Annotated in this window: 21 protein-coding genes and 1 riboswitch; of the genes, 13 read left to right on the top strand and 8 right to left on the bottom strand. The window is 72.2% G+C overall.

Annotated features, from left to right (window positions below; all coding sequences use genetic code 11):
• Positions 1–105 precede the first annotated feature (105 nt).
• Positions 106–687, top strand: a complete 582-nt coding sequence (locus OHV05_RS17950; protein WP_405018591.1) for a TetR/AcrR family transcriptional regulator — start codon at positions 106–108, stop codon at positions 685–687.
• 25 nt (positions 688–712) lie between these two features.
• Positions 713–1,255 carry a DinB family protein gene (locus OHV05_RS17945; RefSeq protein WP_405018590.1) on the top strand — a complete coding sequence of 181 codons (543 nt, stop codon included), beginning with the start codon at positions 713–715 and terminating at the stop codon, positions 1,253–1,255.
• Positions 1,256–1,414: 159 nt separating this feature from the next.
• On the opposite strand, the gene OHV05_RS17940 is transcribed toward OHV05_RS17945, so the two are convergent.
• Complete coding sequence (locus tag OHV05_RS17940) at positions 1,415–1,903, bottom strand: Lrp/AsnC family transcriptional regulator (protein ID WP_405018589.1); 489 nt, start codon at positions 1,901–1,903, stop codon at positions 1,415–1,417.
• A 188-nt stretch (positions 1,904–2,091) separates the two neighbouring features.
• Between OHV05_RS17940 and pdhA the strand changes: the two genes are divergently transcribed.
• The 4 genes from pdhA (at position 2,092) to OHV05_RS17920 (ending at position 7,213) form a co-directional block, all read left to right on the top strand.
• Positions 2,092–3,231, top strand: coding sequence for a pyruvate dehydrogenase (acetyl-transferring) E1 component subunit alpha (pdhA, locus tag OHV05_RS17935; protein WP_405018588.1), 1,140 nt, complete (start codon positions 2,092–2,094; stop codon positions 3,229–3,231).
• Entirely contained in the window at positions 3,228–4,217 is a 990-nt protein-coding gene (locus OHV05_RS17930) for an alpha-ketoacid dehydrogenase subunit beta (protein ID WP_405018587.1), read from the top strand. The genes pdhA and OHV05_RS17930 overlap by 4 nt, the downstream gene beginning before the upstream one ends.
• A gap of 5 nt (positions 4,218–4,222) precedes the next feature.
• Positions 4,223–5,473 carry a dihydrolipoamide acetyltransferase family protein gene (locus tag OHV05_RS17925; protein ID WP_405021486.1) on the top strand — a complete coding sequence of 417 codons (1,251 nt, stop codon included), beginning with the start codon at positions 4,223–4,225 and terminating at the stop codon, positions 5,471–5,473.
• Positions 5,474–5,599: 126 nt separating this feature from the next.
• Positions 5,600–7,213, top strand: coding sequence for a globin domain-containing protein (locus OHV05_RS17920; RefSeq protein WP_405018586.1), 1,614 nt, complete (start codon positions 5,600–5,602; stop codon positions 7,211–7,213).
• A 7-nt stretch (positions 7,214–7,220) separates the two neighbouring features.
• Here the strand turns inward: OHV05_RS17920 and OHV05_RS17915 are convergent, their stop codons facing one another.
• Complete coding sequence (locus OHV05_RS17915) at positions 7,221–7,745, bottom strand: NUDIX domain-containing protein (RefSeq protein WP_405018585.1); 525 nt, start codon at positions 7,743–7,745, stop codon at positions 7,221–7,223.
• 370 nt (positions 7,746–8,115) lie between these two features.
• Here OHV05_RS17915 and OHV05_RS17910 point away from each other — a divergent pair, with 370 nt between their 5' ends.
• Both OHV05_RS17910 and OHV05_RS17905 read left to right on the top strand, forming a co-directional pair.
• Positions 8,116–8,928, top strand: a complete 813-nt coding sequence (locus OHV05_RS17910; protein ID WP_405018584.1) for an IclR family transcriptional regulator — start codon at positions 8,116–8,118, stop codon at positions 8,926–8,928.
• Between the two features lie 245 nt (positions 8,929–9,173).
• Positions 9,174–9,599 (top strand): SsgA family sporulation/cell division regulator, encoded by a 426-nt coding sequence (locus tag OHV05_RS17905; RefSeq protein WP_405018583.1) that lies wholly within the window; start codon positions 9,174–9,176, stop codon positions 9,597–9,599.
• Positions 9,600–9,695: 96 nt separating this feature from the next.
• On the opposite strand, the gene OHV05_RS17900 is transcribed toward OHV05_RS17905, so the two are convergent.
• A complete protein-coding gene (locus OHV05_RS17900) occupies positions 9,696–10,073 on the bottom strand; it encodes a phage holin family protein (RefSeq protein ID WP_184916644.1) in 378 nt (125 codons plus the stop codon).
• A 93-nt stretch (positions 10,074–10,166) separates the two neighbouring features.
• On the opposite strand from OHV05_RS17900, the gene OHV05_RS17895 reads away from it, so the two are divergent.
• From OHV05_RS17895 to thiC, 4 genes are all read left to right on the top strand, one after another.
• On the top strand, positions 10,167–10,484 hold the full coding sequence (locus OHV05_RS17895; protein WP_403040035.1) for a cupin domain-containing protein: 318 nt from the start codon (positions 10,167–10,169) through the stop codon (positions 10,482–10,484).
• A 51-nt stretch (positions 10,485–10,535) separates the two neighbouring features.
• Positions 10,536–11,198 carry a thiaminase II gene (gene tenA, locus OHV05_RS17890; RefSeq protein ID WP_403040032.1) on the top strand — a complete coding sequence of 221 codons (663 nt, stop codon included), beginning with the start codon at positions 10,536–10,538 and terminating at the stop codon, positions 11,196–11,198.
• Positions 11,199–11,393: 195 nt separating this feature from the next.
• On the top strand, positions 11,394–11,594 hold the full coding sequence (locus OHV05_RS17885; RefSeq protein ID WP_405018582.1) for a DUF5326 family protein: 201 nt from the start codon (positions 11,394–11,396) through the stop codon (positions 11,592–11,594).
• A 140-nt stretch (positions 11,595–11,734) separates the two neighbouring features.
• Positions 11,735–11,864: riboswitch (TPP riboswitch) on the top strand.
• The gene (gene thiC, locus OHV05_RS17880) at positions 11,860–13,674 is read left to right on the top strand and encodes a phosphomethylpyrimidine synthase ThiC (RefSeq protein ID WP_405018581.1); all 1,815 of its coding nucleotides are present in this window, start codon (positions 11,860–11,862) and stop codon (positions 13,672–13,674) included. (Overlaps the previous riboswitch by 5 nt.)
• Before the next feature lie 478 nt (positions 13,675–14,152).
• Here thiC and OHV05_RS17875 read toward each other — a convergent pair whose 3' ends face one another.
• Positions 14,153–14,659: a hypothetical protein gene (locus OHV05_RS17875; protein WP_405018580.1), complete on the bottom strand. Its 507-nt coding sequence runs from the start codon at positions 14,657–14,659 to the stop codon at positions 14,153–14,155.
• A gap of 125 nt (positions 14,660–14,784) precedes the next feature.
• Positions 14,785–15,216 carry a CBS domain-containing protein gene (locus tag OHV05_RS17870; protein ID WP_405018579.1) on the bottom strand — a complete coding sequence of 144 codons (432 nt, stop codon included), beginning with the start codon at positions 15,214–15,216 and terminating at the stop codon, positions 14,785–14,787.
• A 287-nt stretch (positions 15,217–15,503) separates the two neighbouring features.
• On the opposite strand from OHV05_RS17870, the gene OHV05_RS17865 reads away from it, so the two are divergent.
• A complete protein-coding gene (locus OHV05_RS17865; RefSeq protein ID WP_405018578.1) occupies positions 15,504–15,905 on the top strand; it encodes a DUF5994 family protein in 402 nt (133 codons plus the stop codon).
• 19 nt (positions 15,906–15,924) lie between these two features.
• Here the strand turns inward: OHV05_RS17865 and OHV05_RS17860 are convergent, their stop codons facing one another.
• The 3 genes from OHV05_RS17860 to OHV05_RS17850 form a co-directional block, all read right to left on the bottom strand.
• Positions 15,925–16,794 (bottom strand): hypothetical protein, encoded by an 870-nt coding sequence (locus OHV05_RS17860; RefSeq protein ID WP_405018577.1) that lies wholly within the window; start codon positions 16,792–16,794, stop codon positions 15,925–15,927.
• A gap of 232 nt (positions 16,795–17,026) precedes the next feature.
• A complete protein-coding gene (locus OHV05_RS17855) occupies positions 17,027–18,181 on the bottom strand; it encodes a metallophosphoesterase (RefSeq protein WP_405018576.1) in 1,155 nt (384 codons plus the stop codon).
• 149 nt (positions 18,182–18,330) lie between these two features.
• The gene (locus OHV05_RS17850) at positions 18,331–19,488 is read right to left on the bottom strand and encodes a LacI family DNA-binding transcriptional regulator (protein ID WP_403040015.1); all 1,158 of its coding nucleotides are present in this window, start codon (positions 19,486–19,488) and stop codon (positions 18,331–18,333) included.
• Positions 19,489–19,596: the final 108 nt, after the last annotated feature.

Genomic DNA, 19,596 nt, shown 5'->3' with positions numbered 1-19,596 from the left:
GCGGACTGGTCACCCCTCAGCGTAACCGAACGATCGGTCGGGTCAATGGGGCAGTTTCCGGGACCGGTGGCGCCCGGACCGGAAGCGGCGGCCATACTCGTTCACATGGCCGAGAACTCCACCCGTACCGCCTACACCGTCGACTCGCTGCTCGCCGTCACCGTCGGGGTCTTCAACGAGCGCGGATACGACGGCACCTCGATGGAGGACCTCTCGCGGGCGGCCGGGATCTCCAAGTCCTCGATCTACCACCATGTCCGGGGCAAGGAGGAGCTGCTCCGGCTGGCCGTCGGCCGGGCGCTGGACGCGCTGTTCGGCATCCTGGCCGAGCCCGAGGCGCTGACCGGCCGCTCGGTGGACCGGCTGGAGCACGTGGTCCGCCGCACCGCCGAGGTGCTGCTGACCGAACTGCCCTACGTCACGCTGCTGCTCCGGGTCCGTGGCAACACCGCCACCGAGCAGTGGGCACTGGAGCGCCGCCGGGACTTCGACCACCAGGTGGCCGAGCTGCTCCGGGCCGCCGTCGAGGCGGGGGAGCTGCGGGCGGACGTCGAACCGCGACTGGCCACCCGGCTGCTGTTCGGCATGATCAACTCGATCGTGGAGTGGTACCGGCCCGGTGGCAAGCACGCCGACGGTGTCGCCGAGGCTGTGGTGCACCTGGCCTTCGACGGTCTGCGGGCCTGACAGTGCCGGCTGACAGACTCCCGTTATGACCGAGATCCCTGCGCATTTCGCCCCGCCGATGGCCGAGGACTACCGCGAGCCGCTGCCGCTCACCGGCACCGAACGCGAGCTGCTCACCGCTTACCTGGACTGGCACCGGGAGACCCTGGCCCTCAAGTGTGCCGGGCTGTCCGACGCCGAGCTCTCCTCGCACCCCGTGCCGCCCTCCGCGCTCAGCCTGCACGGCCTGCTCCGGCACCTGGCCGGGGTGGAGCGCTGGTGGTTCCGGCTGCAGTTCGCGGGGGAGGAACTCCCGATGCTGTACTACTCCGACGAGGACCCGGACCAGGACTTCGAGCGGCTGGACGGCAGCGTGGCCGAAGCTCTCGCCGTCTGGCGCACCGAGTGCGACCACTCCCGCCGGATCGTGGCCGCCACCGCCGACCTGGACGCCACGGGCACCCACCGCGCCACCGGGAACCCGGTCTCGCTCCGGCGTATCCTGATCCACATGCTCGCGGAGTACGCCCGGCACAACGGGCACGCGGACATTTTGCGCGAGCGCCTGGACGGTTCGACGGGCTACTGATCGCTCCGAGCATCAGCCATCAGGGGCTCGGGGAACTGCGACGCCGACCTCGTGCAAGGTGATCTGTGCGTGGGTGGTCAGGCACTTTCGCATGTGACCCCGGCGCCGGATCTCCTCGCAGTTCCCCGAGCCCCTGACCGTGGATGCTCGAGCGCCTGCCTAGACCGGAGGGACCTGGTCCGTCTCTTCGAAGACCAGCAGGGTCTGGGTCGCCAGGACCTGAGGGATGCCCTGGATCTGGCCGAGCACCAGCTCCCGCAACGCGTGGTTGTCGGCCGTGTGCACCAGCAGCAGCACGTCGAACTCCCCGCCGACCAGCGCGATGTGCGCCACCCCCGGGAGGGCGAGCAGCTGCTCGCGGACCGTCCGCCAGGAGTTCTGCACGATCTTGAGGGTGATGTACGCCGAGGCTCCCTGCCCGGCCCGTTCGTGGTCTATCCGAGCGGTGAAGCCCCGGATGATCCCGTCCTCGACCATCCGGGCGATCCGGGCGTAGGCGTTGGCCCGGGAGACGTGCACGCGCTCGGCGACCGAGCGGATCGAGGCCCGGCCGTCCTGCTGGAGCAGCCGGAGGATCGACCGGTCGACCCGATCCAGGCTGGACGTCTGTTCAGTGGACACGGCCCCCGACCCTCCCGAAATGGACATGCTGTCTTCAATAGACCGCCGCTCGGGCCGATTGTCCACCACTCCGGCGCAGCTGTGGCCAGATTGAACAGACAACCGAACAATCGGTAGGGAGGAGCTGCTCCGGCGACCAGCCATGTCACCCCTCGTGCACCACCGGCATCACCTGCCCCTGTCGCACCCTCCCCCACCCTCTGGAGGTGCCCGAGATGACCGTTCTCGATCATCGACACCTGGCCGCCCCCGTGCCCGGCTGGCGTCCCGACGCCACCGGCCCGCGGACCGATCCCGCCCCGCTGCTCCCCGACGAGTCCCCGTACCGGGTGCTCGGCACCCCGGCCGCCGAGAAGGCGGATCCGGAGCTGCTCGCCGAGCTCTACCGCCGGCTGGTGGTCGGACGCCGCTACAACCAGCAGGCCACCACGCTGACCAAGCAGGGCCGGCTCGCGGTCTACCCGGCGTCCACCGGTCAGGAGGCCTGCCAGGTGGCGGCCGCGCTGGCGCTCCGTCAGGACGACTGGCTGTTCCCGAGCTACCGGGACACCCTGGCCGTGGTGTCCCGGGGCGTCGACCCGCTGGAGGCGCTGACCCTGCTGCGCGGCAACGCGCACACCGGGTACGACCCGAAGGCGACCCGCACCGCCCCGCTCTGCACCCCGCTGGCCACCCAGGCCCCGCACGCGGTCGGCCTGGCGTACGCCGCCCGGCTGCGCGGCGAGGACACCGTCGCGCTCGCCCTGCTCGGCGACGGCGGCACCAGCGAGGGCGACTTCCACGAGGCGCTGAACTTCGCCGCGGTGCTGAACGCCCCGGTGGTCTTCCTGGTCCAGAACAACGGCTACGCGATCTCCGTCCCGCTCACCCGGCAGTCCGCCGCTCCGACGCTCGCCCACAAGGCGGTCGGGTACGGCATGCCGGGCCGGCTGGTGGACGGGAACGACGCGGTGGCCGTGCACGCGGTGCTCACCGAGGCGGTCGAGCGGGCCAGGTCCGGCGGCGGTCCGACCCTGGTCGAGGCGCTGACCTACCGGATCGAGGCGCACACCAACGCCGACGACGCGACCCGCTACCGGCAGGACGAGGAGATCGCCGCCTGGCGCGAGCACGACCCGATCCTGCTGATGGAGCGTCACCTCAGGGCCGCCGGACAGCTGGACGACCGGCTGGCCGCCTCGGCCACCGAGGAGGCCGAGGCACTGGCCGCCCGGATGCGCGCCGAGTTCCACACCGACCCCGAACTGGACCCGATGTCGCTCTTCGCGCACGTCTACGCCGAGCCCACCCAGCAACTGATCGAGCAGGCCGCCCAGTTGACCGCCGAGCTGGATGCGGAGGAGCAGGCCCGATGAGCACCACGGTCGAGACCCGCAGCATGGCGCAGGCGCTCAACTCCGCCCTCCGGGACGCGATGCGCGCCGACGAGTCGGTGCACGTGCTGGGCGAGGACGTCGGTGCGCTCGGCGGGGTCTTCCGGATCACCGACGGCCTGACCGCCGAGTTCGGCCCGCAGCGCTGCCTGGACACCCCGCTGGCCGAGGCCGGCATCCTCGGTACCGCCGTCGGCATGGCGATGTACGGGCTGCGCCCGGTGGTGGAGATGCAGTTCGACGCCTTCGCCTACCCGGCGATGGAGCAACTCGTCTCGCACGTCGCCAAGATGCGCAACCGGACGGCCGGGAAGCTGCCGCTGCCGATCACCATCCGGATCCCGTACGGCGGTGGCATCGGTGGGGTCGAGCACCACAGCGACTCCTCCGAGGCGTACTACACCCACACCCCCGGACTGCACGTGGTCACCCCGGCCACCGTGGCCGACGCGTACGGGCTGCTGCGGGCCTCGATCGCCTCCGACGACCCGGTGGTCTTCCTGGAGCCGAAGCGGCTCTACTGGGGCAAGGACGTGCTGGACGCGACTGCGCCGGTGGAGCCGATCGGCCGCGCGGTGCTGCGTCGTCAGGGCCGGTCGGCGGTGCTGATCACCTACGGTCCGTCGCTGCCGGTCTGCCTGGAGGCGGCCGAGGCGGCGCAGGCCGAGGGCTGGGACCTGGCGGTGCTGGACCTGCGCTCGCTGGTGCCGTTCGACGAGGCGACCGCCGTCGAGCTGGTCCGCTCGCTCGGCCGCGCGGTCGTGGTGCACGAGTCGACCGGTTTCGGCGGTGCGGGCGCGGAGATCGCCGCCCGGCTGACCGAGAAGTGCTTCCACCACCTGGCCGCCCCGGTGCTCCGGGTGACCGGCTTCGACATCCCGTACCCCGCTCCGATGCTGGAGCACCACCACCTGCCCGGGGTGGACCGGATTCTCGACGCCGTGGCCCGGCTGCAGTGGGAGGAGTGACGATGATGCCGGTGGTACGCGAGTTCACGCTGCCCGATCTCGGTGAGGGTCTCACCGGGGCCGAGGTGGTGCGCTGGCTGGTCGAGGTGGGCGAGGTGATCGCCGTGGACCAGCCGGTGGTGGAGGTGGAGACCGCCAAGGCGGTGGTCGAGGTGCCCTGCCCGTACGGCGGCGTGGTCACCGCGCGGTACGGCGCCGAGGGCGAGGAGGTCCCGGTCGGGGCCCCGCTGGTGACGGTCGCGGTGTCGCCCGGCGCCGACGGCCCGGCGGTCGAGCCGGTGGAACGGCCGCTGGTCGGCTACGGCGTGGCCGAGCGGCAGCCCGGCGCCCGCCGGGCCCGGCTCGGTGCGAAGGCCCCGGCCCCGGTGGTGGTCCCGGCCCCGGTGGCCGTGGTCGAGGTGCCGGTGGTCGAAGCACCGGTGGTGCTGCCGGTGATCTCGCCACTGGTGCGCCGGCTGGCCCGGGAGCACGGCCTGGACCTGGCCGGGGTCACCGGCAGCGGTCCGGACGGACTGATCATGCGCCGGGACGTCGAGCAGGCACTCGCCCCGGCGGCAGCCCCGGTGGACGAGAACCTGGTCCCGCTGCGCGGGCTGCGCCGCGCGGTCGCGGAGAAGCTGACCCGCAGTCACCGGGAGATCCCGGCCGCCACCTGCTGGGTGGACGCGGATGCCACCGCCCTGATGGAGCTGCGCGCCCAGCTGAACCGCTCGGCCGGTCCCAAGGTCAGCGTGCTGGCCCTGCTGGCCCGGATCTCCACCGCCGCGCTGGCCCGCTTCCCGGAGCTGAACTCCAGTGTCTCGGCGGACGGTTCGGCGATCGTCCGGCACTCCGCCGTGCACCTCGGCTTCGCGGCCCAGAGCGATCGCGGCCTGGTGGTCCCGGTGGTCCGGGACGCCCAGCTGCTCGGCACCGAGCAACTCGGTTCCGAGCTGGCCAGGTTGACCGAATCCGCCCGGTCCGGCCGGCTCACCCCGGCCGAGCTGACCGGTGGCACCTTCACGCTGAACAACTACGGCGTGTTCGGGGTGGACGGCTCCACGCCGATCCTCAACCACCCCGAGGCGGCGATGCTCGGCGTCGGCCGGATCACGCCCAAGCCCTGGGTGTTCGAGGGTCAGTTGGCGGTCCGCCAGGTCACCCAGCTGTCGTTCACCTTCGACCACCGGGTCTGCGACGGCGGTACGGCGGGCGGCTTCCTGCGGTTCGTCGCGGACTGCGTGGAGCAGCCCGGAGTGCTGCTCCGTCAGTTGTGAGCGCGGAAGCGTAGCGCCGTGGGAGCCCGGGTGTCCGGGCTTCCACGGATTTGTCCGATGAGCTGTACGGCCGTGCCAGGCTGCTGGACCTCAGCAACTGGTACGACCGGAAGCGAAACGATTCTCTTGGGCACTCGTCAAATCGCGGTGAAGACAGCCTCGTTGAGGGTCCGGGCGGGGCGCGGCTCGGTCGCGGTGGCCGCCGTACCCGGCCTTCCGCCGGTGGACCCCGAGCCACCCGTGCGGGTGGCACCCCCGGAGCCGGAGCCGGCCCCTGAGCCGAAGCCGCTGGCCCTCGGCCTGGTGACACCGGTGGCCGCCCCGGTGGCCGACCCGCAGCCGGAGGCACCCGGCCCCACGGCCGAGGGCGCCGCACTGGTGATCCCGGCGCGGCCGTCCCGCCCCCCGGCCATCCCGGCTCCCGCCCCGGCCCAGGCGCCGGCTCCGGCGCCGGCTCCGGCGATCGAGCCGTTGGTCACCGGGGCCCCCGGCCTCAACTGGGCGGGCCCCGGCGACCACTGGAGCCGGGCCTGGGCGCTGGACACCCTGGGTGCGGCCGAAGCCCCCGCCCCGGCGGCCGACCGCAGGCCCGCCGACCTCCGGGCCGCCGCCGAACAGCCGCCCACCGCCCGGGACATCGAGCTGATCCGGGACACCCTGGCCGTGGTGGAGCCGCTCGCCGACCGGGCCACCGCCCACTTCTACGCGCTGATCTTCCTGCACCACCCCGAGGTCAGGGCGCTCTTCCCGGCCGCCATGGACGTCCAGCGCGACCGGCTGTTCCGTGCGCTGCTGATGGCCGCCCGCAGCGCCGACGACCCGGCCGGGCTGACCGAGTACCTGACCCGGCTGGGCCAGGGGCACCGCAAGTACGGCACCCTGACGGGTCATTACGCCCCGGTCGGGGAGTGCCTGGTGGCCGCGCTGGAGAAGTACTGCGGCAGCCGGTGGGACGCCGGGACCGAGCTGGCCTGGCGGCGGGCCTACGGGCTGATCGCCAAGGTGATGACGGACGCCGCCGAGGCGGCGGCCAAGTCCTCCCCGCCGTGGTGGCAGGCCGAGGTGGTGGAGCACCGGCTCCGAACCCCGGAGATCGCGGTGATCACGCTCCGTCCCGACCAGGCGTACCCGTACCGGGCCGGGCAGTACACCACGCTGGAGACGCCCTGGTGGCCCCGGGTCTGGCGGCACTTCTCGTTCGCCACCGCGCCCCGGCCGGACGGGCTGCTCACCCTGCACGTCAAGGCGGTGCAGGCGGGCTGGGTCAGCAACGCGCTGGTGAACCGGGCCGCCCCGGGCGACGTGCTCCGGCTCGGCCCGGCGGCCGGCACCATGCGGGTGGACCACGACCGGGGCGCGGACCTGGTCTGCGTCGGCGGTGGCACCGGGATCGCCCCGATCGCCGCGCTGGTCGAGGAGGTGGCCGGGCACGGCGCGGCCGGCCGTGCGGTGGACGTCTTCTACGGGGCCCGCCGCCAGGAGGAGCTGTACGAGCTGGAGGCGCTGCGCGGACTGTCCGACCGGCACTCCTGGCTCACCGTCCACCCGGTGCTGTCCGAGCAGCAGGCGGTCGGCCTGCTGGCCGGCGAGCTCCCGGACGCGGTCTCCCGGTACGGCAGTTGGGCCGGCCGGGACGCCTTCCTGAGCGGCCCGCCCGCGATGGTCCGCCGGGCCAAGCAGGCCCTGACCAGGGCGGGTGTGGCGGTCGACCGCGTCCACCACGACCTGGAGGCGCTCTGACGGAGGCTCAGGCCAGATCGGCGGCGAGCATCGCCCGGACGCCCTCGATGTTCGCCGCCAGGTAGGCCCGCAGGCTCGGGGGGACCACGTTGACCGAGGTGACGCCCTCCCGGGTGAACGGGAGGCGGACGATCTCGTACTCGCCCTGCGGGTCGTCCACTTCGGGGCCGTGCCGCCGGGCCGGGTCCATCGAGCTGAGCCGGCAGACGAAGAAGTGCTGGATCTTGACCCCGTGCGGGTGGGCCGGGGTGCCGTCCTCGTGGTGCGAGTGCGCGACGGTGTCGACGAAGGCGGGGACCACGTCCTCGACCTTGCCGCCGAGCTCCTCGTCCACCTCCCGGTGCAGCGCCTCGACCACCGTCCGGTCGGTGGGCTCGACCCCGCCGCCCGGGGTGATCCAGTACGGCTTCGCCCCCGGCCTGGTCCGTTTGATCAGCAGCAGGGCGGCCGGCGCGTGCGGGTCGTCCGGATCCAGGTCCAGCAGGATCGCCCGCGCGGTGCGCTTGACGACAGGACGGACGGGGCCGGCCATGACCACCTCCGGAGCAGGAGCGTTGTGCGGGATTCTCCCGCTCTCCGGGACGGCCGAAACTCGTACAGACGCGCGAGCCGGCGGCTTCGGTTCCGCCGAACGGCTGATTCGGCGTGCCCGAGCGTGTCAGGGCGTCCGGAGCCAGTCCGGCGTAGTGGATCTTCGATACCAAGGCATATGCCAGGCGGAGATCACCCCGGGGCCCTGCGGGCTCGCCGGTGGCCTTCGATTCAAAGGTTTTTCGGCGGCATTGCTGGCGGGAATGATTGCAGGCATGCCCGCCCTGTGCTGCAATGAGCGCCAATCGGGCAGATCGGAGCTTTCCCGTCCGGATGCCCACATCTGCACTGACTCGGGCAGGGGGCTGGGTATGGCAGTCAATCAGATCGCGCAGACGACCCGGAACATACGGGGCGTCAGGTCGCCGTCCCGGGCCGTGCCGACCCGGGAGCCGACCCTGATCGCCTCGGTGCAGCGGGCCCTGCGTCTGCTGGAGGCGGTCGGCGGTCACCTGCAGGGAGCCACCGCCAAGCAGCTCGCCCGGGCCGCCGGGCTGCCGCTCGGCACCACGTACCACCTGCTCCGCACCCTCACCCACGAGGGCTACCTGCGCCGGGCCGAGGGCAGGTTCTTCTACGGCGCCTCGGTGGACGGGATCGGCCGGGCCGACCACCGGCAGTCCGAGCGGGCCGACCTGCGCAGCCGGATGGTGCGGCTGGGCGAGGAGTTGGAGGCCGCGGTCTACTTCGCGGTCTACCAGGACGGCGAGATCCGGGTGGTCGACGTCGCGGCCGGGTCCAACCGGCCGGCCGTCGACGAGTGGGCCGACTTCCGCAGCACCGCGCACGCCCACGCGGTCGGCCAGTGCCTGCTCTCCCAGCTCGGCGAGGAGGCCCGCCGGGACCACCTCGACCGCCACCCCCCGGTCGAACTCACCCCCACCACCGTCACCGACCGCGCGGTGCTGCTCCGCCGGCTGGCCGCCGCCGAGCCGACCCGGCCGGTGCTGGAGCGTCAGCAGTACGCGCTCGGCACGGTCTGTGCCGCGGTGCCGATCACGGTCGGCTCCGCCGTCGCGACCATGGCGCTCTCGCTCCCGATAGACCGGGCCGACCAGCTGCCGGCCAAGGCCGAGCGGCTGCGTTCACTGGTCGGAGCCATGTCCCCGTCGTTCGTCCACTGATTCGCCGTCCGTGTCCGCTCACCATTTGAAAAAGCGCATCTTGTCCACTTCGTCCCCAAACCTGGACGATGGTTGTGAACGGGGACACGGGGCAACTCCTGAGCCGTAGCTTGCACCCCCTCGGCCACCAGGGCCGGCGGCCGCCCCCTCCGGGGCGCCGTTCCACTACATCGAATCGCATGTCCGGTCACAGCGGCGCACCCTCGGCACGTCGGAGGGCCGGGCAGAACGAGAGGTACTGGCGCATGCACAGCACAGTCCAGGGCCACGTGGTGATGAACCTCGTGGTCTCGCAAGAGCTCTCCTTCCGCATCGTGGTCGACCTCGACTACGACCCGGTGGACCCGTTCGCCGTCCGGTGCACCTTCCACCTCCCCGGCGACGAGCCGGTCACCTGGGTGTTCGCCCGGGAACTGCTGCTGGACGGCATCAGCCGCCCGACCGGTGAGGGGGACGTGCACATCCACCCGGTCGGCGAGGAGCTGTCCGAGGTCTGCATCGTGCTGCACTCGCCGGACGGCGACGCGCTGCTGCGCGCCTCGGCCCCGCCGCTGATCGCCTTCCTGGCCCGCACCGACCGGCTGGTCCCGATGGGCCAGGAACTCACCGGGCGGGAGCTGGACGACCAGCTCGCCGACATCCTCAGCCGGGGCTGCGAGAACCTCGGCTGACCGTCGGTCAGCCGTCCCGGACACGGAGACGGGCCCACCGCTCGAGGCGATGGGCCCGTCCCTGCGGTCCGGCCGGAACCCCGGGCCGGGTCGGTGTCAGTCGTCGTCACCGAAGGCCAGGTTGAGGCCCCAGGACACCACGCTGATGATCAGCGCGCCGAGCAACGCCGCCCAGAAGCCCTCGACGTGGAAGTCCAGGTCGAGCTTGTCCGAGGCCCAGGAGGTCAGCCAGAGCATCAGGGCGTTGATCACGAAGGTGATCAGGCCCAGGGTGAGGATGAACAGGGGCAGCGAGAACAGCTTCACCAACGGCTTGATCAGGAAGTTCACCACGCCGAAGATCAGGGCGACCGCGATCACCGTGATGGTCTTGCTCTGCCAGTCGTCGCCGGACAGCGTGATGCCGTCCACGATCCAGGCGGCCACCCAGATGGCGGCCGCGTTGATCAGGGTCTTGAGGACGATGCTCTTCATGGGCCAGAGCCTGGCAGGCGGCCGGGGCCCAGGGGAAGCTCTCCGGCCGCATGTTGTTCAATGTGGCCACCACGACATGGAGGGTGCGCCCCGATGAAGGTCTTCCGCCTGGACCAACTCGACGCCGAACGGGCCGCCGAGGAGGGCGCGTACCTGCGCTTCCTGAAGGAACGGAACATGTCCGCCGGGCTGTACGCGCTGTCCCCCGGTGACACCGACCCGCAGTCCAGCCACCCGCAGGACGAGCTCTACCAGGTGGTCAGCGGCCGGGCCGAACTGACCGTCGGCGCCGAGACCACCACGGTCGGCCGGGGCAGCGTGGTCTACGTACCGGCGGGCGTGCCGCACCGGTTCCACCACATCACCGAGGAGCTCCGGGTGTTGGTGGTGTTCTCCCCGCCGGAGGACTGATCCCCACCGCCGGTTAGGGTTCGGCTGGGCCGACCAACCGAGGAGAATCCCGTGACCTTCACCGACGAGCTGTGGTCGGCCATCGAGCCGATCTACGCCGAGATCCTGGCGCACCCCTTCATCGGCGGACTGACCGACGGCACCCTGCCGGCGGACGCCTTCCGGCACTTCGTGGTGCAGGACTCGCACTACCTGCGCGACTACGCCCGCGCGCTCGCCGTCTGCGCGGCGAAGGCGCCCGACGAGCAGGACGTCCGGGCCTTCGCCGACGACGCGGTCGGCGCGCTGGCCGCCGAGCAGGGGATGCACGCCGAGTTCCTCGGCGCCTTCGGCGAGACCGCCGAACAGGCCGCCGCCGAACCGGTGCTGCCCACCACCCGGGCCTACACCAGCTACCTGCTGGCCACCGTCTACGGCGGCTCGTTCGCCGAGGCCGTCGGCGCGGTGCTGCCGTGCTACTGGATCTACGCCCGGGTCGGCGAGCAGTTGCTCACCCGGTCCTCGCCCGACCCGCTGTACGCCAAGTGGATCGCCACCTACGGGGACGAGACCTTCCAGGCCGTGGTGCGCCGGGTGCTGGCACTGACCGACCGGCTCGGCGAGCAGCTCGCCCCGGCCGAACGCCGCCGGGTGATCGAGCACTTCACCACCACCTCGCGCTACGAGTGGATGTTCTGGGACGCCGCCTGGCGGCGCGAGGTCTGGCCGGTCTGACCAGCCGCCGGACGGACCGTCCGGGCACCCCCGACCCCGGGTCGACCCTCCCCGCGGTCTCGGGGTGATCTCCGGGTTCTCTCCGGGCTGGAACCCCTCGGAAGCCGGACCGGTGCCCTGTACCGTCGAAGTATCGAAGCAAGCGGGACGCGACGGAACAGCCGTCACCGGCCCGAGGGGAGAGAAGGAACGGACATGGCTGAGCTCTGGAAGTCGCTGCCCTCGTGGGTGCGCAACATCGTCGTCCCGATCGTGGTGCTGATCCTCGCCTGGAACCTGGTCTGGTTCGTGATCGGCGCGGTCACCTCGCTGATCGCCTTCCTGATCAAGGCCCTGGTCCTGGTGGCCGTCGCGGCCGGTGTGGTGATCCTGGTGAAGAAGGCAGCCAAGAGCTGACCCGCGGCGCACGGACACCGGGCACGGTACCCCTCGCGGGGGTGCCGGGCCCGTCCGCGTTCCGGGCGTCGCGGGGGAGCCGCCCTGGACCAGCCCGGGGCGGACCGCTACGGTGTTGAACGTTTGTTGCAGGCAATTCCGCCTGTGGACACGGGAGCTCGGAGCACCGGGCTGAGAGGGCGCTGAACGGCACGTCACGTGCCGGCCGCTGCGCCGACCGCAGGAACCTGACCGGGTAATGCCGGCGTAGGGAGATAGAGGTCTCATGACCACGTTCGACGCACAGCAGAAGTCTGCCCCGAGCGGCGTGACCAGCGCGACCACCGGTTACCCGACCCCCGCCTGGCGCAAGGCGTACCGCGAGGGATCCCGGCCCGACCTCCGGGTGCCGTACCGCGAGGTGCAGCTGACCAACGGCAAGTCCGTTCCGCTGTACGACACTTCGGGCCCGTACACCGACCCGACCTACCAGCCCGACGTCCGGCGCGGGCTGCCCGCGCTGCGCGACCCGTGGATCCGCCAGCGCGGGGACGTCGAGGAGTACGACGGCCGGGAGGCCCGGCCCGAGGACGACGGGATCAAGCACACCTCGCCGCGCGGCGGGAACCTGCGCAACCTGGACGCGGTCTTCCCCGGCCGTCCGCGCCGCCCGCTGCGCGGACGTGACGGAGTGCCGGTGACCCAGCTCGCCTACGCGAAGCGCGGGATCGTCACGCCGGAGATGGAGTTCATCGCCCTCCGGGAGGGCCTGGACGCCGAGTTCGTCCGCAACGAGGTGGCGATCGGCCGGGCCGTCATCCCGCTGAACGTGAACCACCCCGAGGTCGAGCCGGCCGTCATCGGCACCAACTTCCTGGTGAAGATCAACGCCAACATCGGCAACTCCGCCGTCACCTCCTCGATCGAGGAGGAGGTGGAGAAGATGACCTGGGCGACCCGCTGGGGCGCCGACACCGTGATGGACCTCTCCACCGGCCGCAACATCCACACCACCCGCGAGTGGATCCTGCGCAACTCCCCGGTGCCGATCGGCACCGTGCCGCTCTACCAGGCGCTGGAGAAGGTGGACGGCAAGGCCGAGGAGCTGAGCTGGGAGGTCTACCGCGACACGATCATCGAGCAGTGCGAGCAGGGCGTCGACTACATGACCGTGCACGCCGGCGTGCTGCTGCGGTACGTCCCGATGACCGCGCGCCGGAAGACCGGCATCGTCTCGCGCGGCGGCTCGATCATGGCGGCCTGGTGCCTGGCGCACCATCAGGAGAACTTCCTCTACACCAACTTCGAGGAACTCTGCGACATCCTCGCGGCCTACGACGTCACCTTCTCGCTCGGTGACGGCCTGCGCCCCGGCTCGACCGCGGACGCCAACGACGAGGCGCAGTTCGCCGAGCTGAGGACGCTCGGCGAGCTCGGCCGGATCGCCCGGGCGCGCGATGTCCAGGTGATGATCGAGGGCCCCGGCCACGTCGCGATGAACAAGATCAAGGAGAACATGGATCTCCAGAAGGAGATCTGCGACGAGGCGCCGTTCTACACCCTCGGCCCGCTCACCACCGACGTCGCGCCCGGCTACGACCACATCACCTCGGGCATCGGCGCCGCGATGATCGCCTGGTGGGGCACCGCGATGCTCTGCTACGTCACCCCCAAGGAGCACCTGGGCCTGCCCAACCGGGACGACGTCAAGACCGGCGTGATCACCTACAAGATCGCCGCCCACGCCGCCGACCTGGCCAAGGGCCACCCCGGCGCCTCGGACTGGGACGACGCGCTCTCCGACGCCCGGTTCGAGTTCCGCTGGGAGGACCAGTTCAACCTGGCCCTCGACCCGGAGACGGCCCGCGCCTTCCACGACGAGACGCTCCCCGCCGAGCCCGCCAAGACCGCGCACTTCTGCTCCATGTGCGGCCCGAAGTTCTGCTCGATGAAGATCAGTCAGAAGATCCGCGACGAACACGGCGACGGCTCCACCGCCGTCAGCACCGCCTTCGACGCCGACGCCCTGGCCGGCATGCAGGCCAAGTCCGAAGAGTTCGCCGCCGCCGGCAACCGGGTCTACCTCCCCCTCACCGACTGACCGCCCACCACCCAGACCGCGCTGCCCCGGGGGGAGGAGGGGATCCCCCGGGGCAGCGCTGCACCGTTGTCCGCACGGCTGTTGCCACGAAGGGGGACAGCTGGCGTTGGAGGATCAGCTGTACGAGCCGGCAGCTCCGACAGTCACACCGACGAGAGCCGGGGAGGTCCTGCTGGTGGGGGATGCCGGGACCATCGGAGCAGCCCGTACCTGGCACGAAGCAGTGGGGAACCTCGAGTTGTACGCGCGGGGGCAGCGGGTGGATCCCGCCGGCTGGTCACGGGCGGAAGAGCGGATCAGCCAGGCACGGGACGCGTTCTACGCCAGTGCGCGGCGCGATCTCGGGATCGCGGGTCCCCCTCGGCCGTCGGGGCGTTGGCCCCGGTCGTGGCAGGACCCGGGTCTCGGCTGACGTCCCGTCGCCACCGGGCCGCGCCGCTCCGGGGGCAACGAGAACCCGGAGCAGCGCTTCGTCCGCTCAGGCCTGCCAGTGCGGTTTGCCGCTGACCATGCGGCAGGTGAGCAGGCGGCCGGTGGCGTCGTGGGTGCTCCGGCCGAGGTCGGCGTCCCGGCAGAACTGGCCGGCTTTGTAGCAGTTGCCCGCGTTGGAGACGATCTCGCAGGGGCCGGCCGCCGCCGCGGTGGTGGGGGCGGGGGCGCTCGGGGCGCTGGTGGTGTGGCGGGGCTCGGCGGGTTTGGGGGTGGCCGGGGGTGCGGGGGCCTTGGTGGCCGGGGTGGTCGCCGCCGGTGCGGGGGGTGCGGGCGGCGGGGTGGTGGCGTCGGCCGTCGGGGTGGGGGCCGGGGTCGGAACGACGACGGGTGCGGCGGGGGTGGTCGCGGCGGCCGGGCTGGAGACCACGGTGCGGGCCGGGACACCGGTGTCGGTGGCCGCCGACCCGCAGCCGGTCAGCGAGAAGCCGATCGCGAGGACGAAGCCCGCGGCGGCAGCCAGCCGCCGGCGGCCGACGGGTATGGACGAGGGCATGACGGTGAGGTGCTCCGATCCGTCTCGGGTGGGCAGACCCGGGAGTCAACCAGAGGACGGGCGCGTTGTTCACCGTTCCGGCACAGATCCCTCACCCGTTGGGAAATCGAGACCTTCCGGCCGGGTCAGGCGAGGGCCAGCAGGTCGCCGACCCGGTCCGAGGTGATCACGCCGAGCAGGTAGCCGTCGTCGTCGACCACCGGCCAGACCGTCAGCCGCATGGTCCGCATCGCGAGGGCGGCGGAGGCCAGACCCATGGTCGGCCAGGCGAACGGGCCCCGCTGGTGCGCGGTGGTGCCGACCAGGGTCCGCTCCGAGTACCGGGAGCGGGAGAGGAACGGACTCATGGCGACCCGGGTCACCAGCCCCTCGCAGCGGCCGTCGTGGTCCCGGACCAGCAGGTAGGGGACGTGCGCACTGCGGAAGATCTCGTTGGCGTGGCCGACGGTGCGGTCGTCGGTGATCTGGAAGTCGTGGTGCTCCAAGGCGTCGGCGACGGTCAGCCGTCCGGCGCCGGGGAAGGTGGTCACTTCAGTGGTCGGGAAGGTGGTGGTCACGATGTCACCGGCGCCTGCCCCGGGTGGCGGCTTCGCCGGCCCGGTGTCGTCCCTGCGACCAGGGCGGACCGGCGGACCGGACTTCGGGGTGCCCTGGAGGAGGCCCAGGCTACTCCGGTGCCGGGGCGCGCGGAGTACGGTGGGCAGTACCGAGGACACGTCGACCACCGGCAGCCTGCCGGTGCCCGCCCTGGGTGGCGAACGGTCCGGAACCAGGGCCGGATGGGCGGATTCCGATGCGGACCGTCAACTTTCCGAACAGCGCCGGTGGTTGGGCATCCCCGGGGATGCCGCCACTGCCCCGGCTGGTACTGGAGCGGACCCGGGACCGGGACGGCCTGTTCGACGGTGCCTGGTGGCCCCGCTCCACCGACCTCGGGGCCGAACTGCCCGATCTGATCAGCGCCCTCGCCGCCCACCCGGGCGACCGGATCCTCCGGGTCGCTCTGGACCCGGCGGGCTGGCACCGGCTGCCGGTCGCGGTCGCCGCGAACGGGCTTCCGGTACGGGTGAGTTGGTGCTCGACCAGCGCGGGTACGGTCACCCTGACCGGCGCCGGTCAGCAGCAGCTGCTGCTCCTGGTCGTGCCGCCGGACACCGCCCCGGCCGTCGCGGCGCGGGCGATGTCCGGCGCGGCGGCCACCGGCAACCACACCCCGGCGGCGGAGCTGCTGGCCGAGCCCGGGTAGACCCGGTGAGCCGGCCGGCTCAGACGTCGTCCGGGCTGGTGAAGTCCGGCGAGCTGTACCCGGGGCCGGTGAACTCGGCCGGCCGCGGGGTCCGGCCGTCGGCCTCGGTGACGCCCTCGACACCCGGGCTGGTGAAGTCCGGGGAGCTGTAGCCCGGGCCGGTGAACTCGGCCGGTCTGGGGGTGCGGCCGTCCGCCGCGGTGACGCCCTCGGCGCCCGGGCTGGTGAAGCCGGGGCTGGTGTAACCGTGGTCGTTCGGGCGGGTGTTGGGACGCGGAGCGGGCAGCCCGGCCGGTTCGGTGTAGAGGTTGTCGAGCAGCCAGGGGAGCAGCGCCCGCTCGCGGAGGGCGATCTGCCAGAGCCGCCGGGCCTCGGCGAGGTCGCCGTCCTGCCTCGGGGCGGCGCCGTCCCTGAGGGCGGTCAGCAGCAGCCCGACGCTCCCGACCAGCAGGGCGACCCCGCCCACCGCGAGCGAGACCCAACCCGCCGTCACCACCGCGTGTGCCAAAGCGAGTTCGGGAGCCGCGCCGCGCATCGCGTAGCCGATCAGCAGCAGCACCACGCCGCCCGTCCCGGCCAGGATCGGGGTCAGCACGGTGAGCACCGGGAGCAGCCCGGCGCCCTCTTCGGAGCGGAGCCGGTCGGTCAGCCCGAGCGGCGCGGGCGGGCCGGCGTCGCGGAGTGCGGTGTACCGCTGGTACTCCGGGTCGGCGGGAGCCGCGATGGTGTCGGCCAGCTGGGCGGCCTTGGTGCGCAGTTGGGCCGAGTTGAGATGTGGCCCGGATGCCCTGAGCGCCTCGGTGAGGCGGGCGTCGCGCAGGGCCTCGTCCAGGGCCCGGTCGAAGTCCGCTCGGTCTTCGGCCTGCAGGTGCGGGGTGGTGTTGACCACGGGGTACCCCGTTCCGTCGTCGCGGAGGTGCGATGAGAGTGGTGCGGGATGTCGGTGCGAAAGGTCGGTGCGGGATGGGCCGGTGCAGGGTGAAGTGGCGCGCGGACAGCGCGCCGGTGCCTCGATGGTAGGGGTGGGAACCGACCCGGACACAGTCGGTTTCCGGAATTTCAGCTCGTTCGGGACGAGCTCAGAACCGCTCAGTGACAGTTCAGTCCGACCCTCGGGAAGCTCAGTTCAACGGCAGCCGGGCGACCAGCAGCCGCCCGTCCATGGTGACCCCGCCGTCCATCGCGATCGCCAGCTCCTCCGCGTAGATGTACGGGCCGGGGATGTGCGGCGGCGCGCCGTCCTCGGCGTGCGCCGTGCCGGTCAGGTAGGGGATCGGGCTGTGCCCGTGCACCACCCGGTGGCCGCCGTAGGCGCCGAGCAGCTCGTGCACCGCCTGCGCGCCCGCCTCGCCGCGGAAGGCGAACCGCTTGGTGAAGCGGCGGAAGCAGTCCCACCACTCGTCCGCGCCCTCGCCGGCCAGCAGCCGGTGCACCGACTCGTTGACGTCGTCGATGGTGTCGCCGTACTCCAGGTACGCGGTGGTGTCGGAGTGCAGCAGCAGGTGGCCGTCCTCCAGGGCGATCGCGGGAAGCCGGGAGAGCCAGCTGACGTGGTGGGTCTCCAGCCGCTCCAGGTCGGTCTGCTGACCGCCGTTCAGCCGCCAGGCGGCCAGGAAGGAGGCGGTGCCCGCGGTCGACTGGACCGGTTCGTCGCCGTACCGGGCGGCGCCCAGGAAGAGCAGTTCGTGATTGCCCATCAGGGCCCGGCAGTACCCGCCGGCGGCGGCGGCCTCGGCGGCCAGCTGCATCACCAGGTCGATCACGCCGATGCCGTCGGGGCCCCGGTCGGTGAAGTCACCGAGGAACCAGAGCCGGGACCGCCCGGCGGACCAGTGGCCCTCGGCGTCGATCAGGCCCTGCTGGTGCAGCGCGGCCAGCAGCTCGTCGAGGTAGCCGTGCACGTCGCCGACCACGTACAGCGGGCCGGGCGCCTCGCCGGGCTCGGGCTGCGGGTAGGGGTAGTGCAGCTCCTCGGCCGGGACCGGCGGGCCGAGCTCGATGGTCGGCGGGTCGTCCGACCCGGCCGACTCCCGGTAGCCGGGGTCGGTCTGACCGACCGTCTCCCGGTAGGCCGGAGCGGTCTGACCGGCCGTCGGCCAGTGCTGTTCGAGGAAGCGGGCGCCGCCGTATCCGCTGTACGTGGCGTCGTAGCCGTAGCCGCCCACCGGCTCGGGCGGCTCGTAGTAGGAGCCGTACGGGAGCACGTCGAGGTCCTGCTGCTGGCGGGGGCCTGACTCGGGCAGCTCAGGTCCGGGGAGGCGGTCCTCGGGTGTCATTCGCCCATCATAGGAAGAGGCCTCTCCCGTCGTCCTCACCCGGTGCCCACCAATTGCCCGAGGTGCTGCCCGGCGGGTGCCCACCGGTGGTCCGGGAGCGGTCCCGCCGGGCGGCGGGAGGGCGGTGTGCGGTGCGGCCGCGACCGCCGTCAGACCTCCCCCGGAGGGCGGGGCGGGCTGACCGTGGTGCGGGGACTACGGCGTTGCGAGGAGGCGCGGATGATCAGTTCGGTGGGCATCAGGGTGCCCGGCGGCGGCCCGGCCGAGGCGGTGCGGAACCGGGGCGGGAAGAGCCGCCCGACGTCCACTCCGGTACCGGAGTCGACTCCCTCGATCGCGTCGATGAGCAGGTTGACCACGGTGGTGCCGATCCGACGGGGTTTCAGCGACAGGGTGGTGATCGGCGGCTCGGTGCCGGCGTACACGTCGCTCTCGCTGCAGCAGACCAGCAGCAGGTCGTCCGGCACCCGCATCCCGTACCGCCGGGCGGCGGCCAGCAGGTCGGTGCCGTTCGGGTCGAAGAGTCCGTAGACCGCGTCCGGCCGGTCGGGCCGGGCGAGCAGTCGGTCGGCGGCCACCGCTCCGGCGGCCGGGTCGTGGGCGGGGTAGGTCTCGTAGACCGGCTCCTGGCCGACCCGGCGGCACCAGTCGAGGTAGGCCTCGGTGGAGAGCCGGGTGTAGGTGTCGGTGGAGGTGCCGGTGAGCAGGCCGATCCGGCGCGCGCCGGCCTCGCTCAGGTGGTCGAGGATGCCGAGCACGGCGGCCTCGTGGTCGTTGTCCACCCAGGCGGTGACCGGGCAGTTGCCCGGCTTGCCGTCGCTGACCACCGGGACTCCGGACCGGTAGAGCTCGCTGACCAGCGGGTCCTGGTCGGGTGGGTCGATGACCACGGTGCCGTCCAGGGCGATGTTGCCCCAGACGTCGTGCCGGGAGGAGGCGGGGAGCACGACCAGGGCGTACCCCCGACTGAGCGCCGCGCTTGTCGCGGCTCGCGCCATCTCGGCGAAGTAGGCGAACTCGGTGAAGGTGAACGGCTCCTCGCCATAGGTGGTGACGGTCAGTCCGATCAGGCCGGACCGGCCCGTGCGCAGGGTGCGGGCGGCGGCGGAGGGGCGGTAGCCGAGGCGCTCGGCCACCTCGCGGACTCGGCTTCTGGTCTCGTCGGGCAGGCGGCCCTTCCCGTTCAGGGCGTCCGAGACCGTGGTGATCGACACTCCGGCGGCTGCTGCCACATCCCGGATGCCGGCCCGTTCCAGTCGCCGCGAAGGGGTGGGTCGCCGACCGCTCTGATTGGCTGCTGCTGTCATGGCGGACCGATCGTATGGCTCATGACGCCCTGTTGTGACCGGGGCCGACCGGAGGGCAGAAGAACCGTTTCTCCATGAGTCATCGCGGTGCAAGCCCTTGGATACCCG

The organism is Kitasatospora sp. NBC_00070 (assembly GCF_045041205.1).
Taxonomy (GTDB): Bacteria; Actinomycetota; Actinomycetes; order Streptomycetales; family Streptomycetaceae; genus Kitasatospora.
This window is presented reverse-complemented; position numbering and strand designations above follow the sequence as displayed.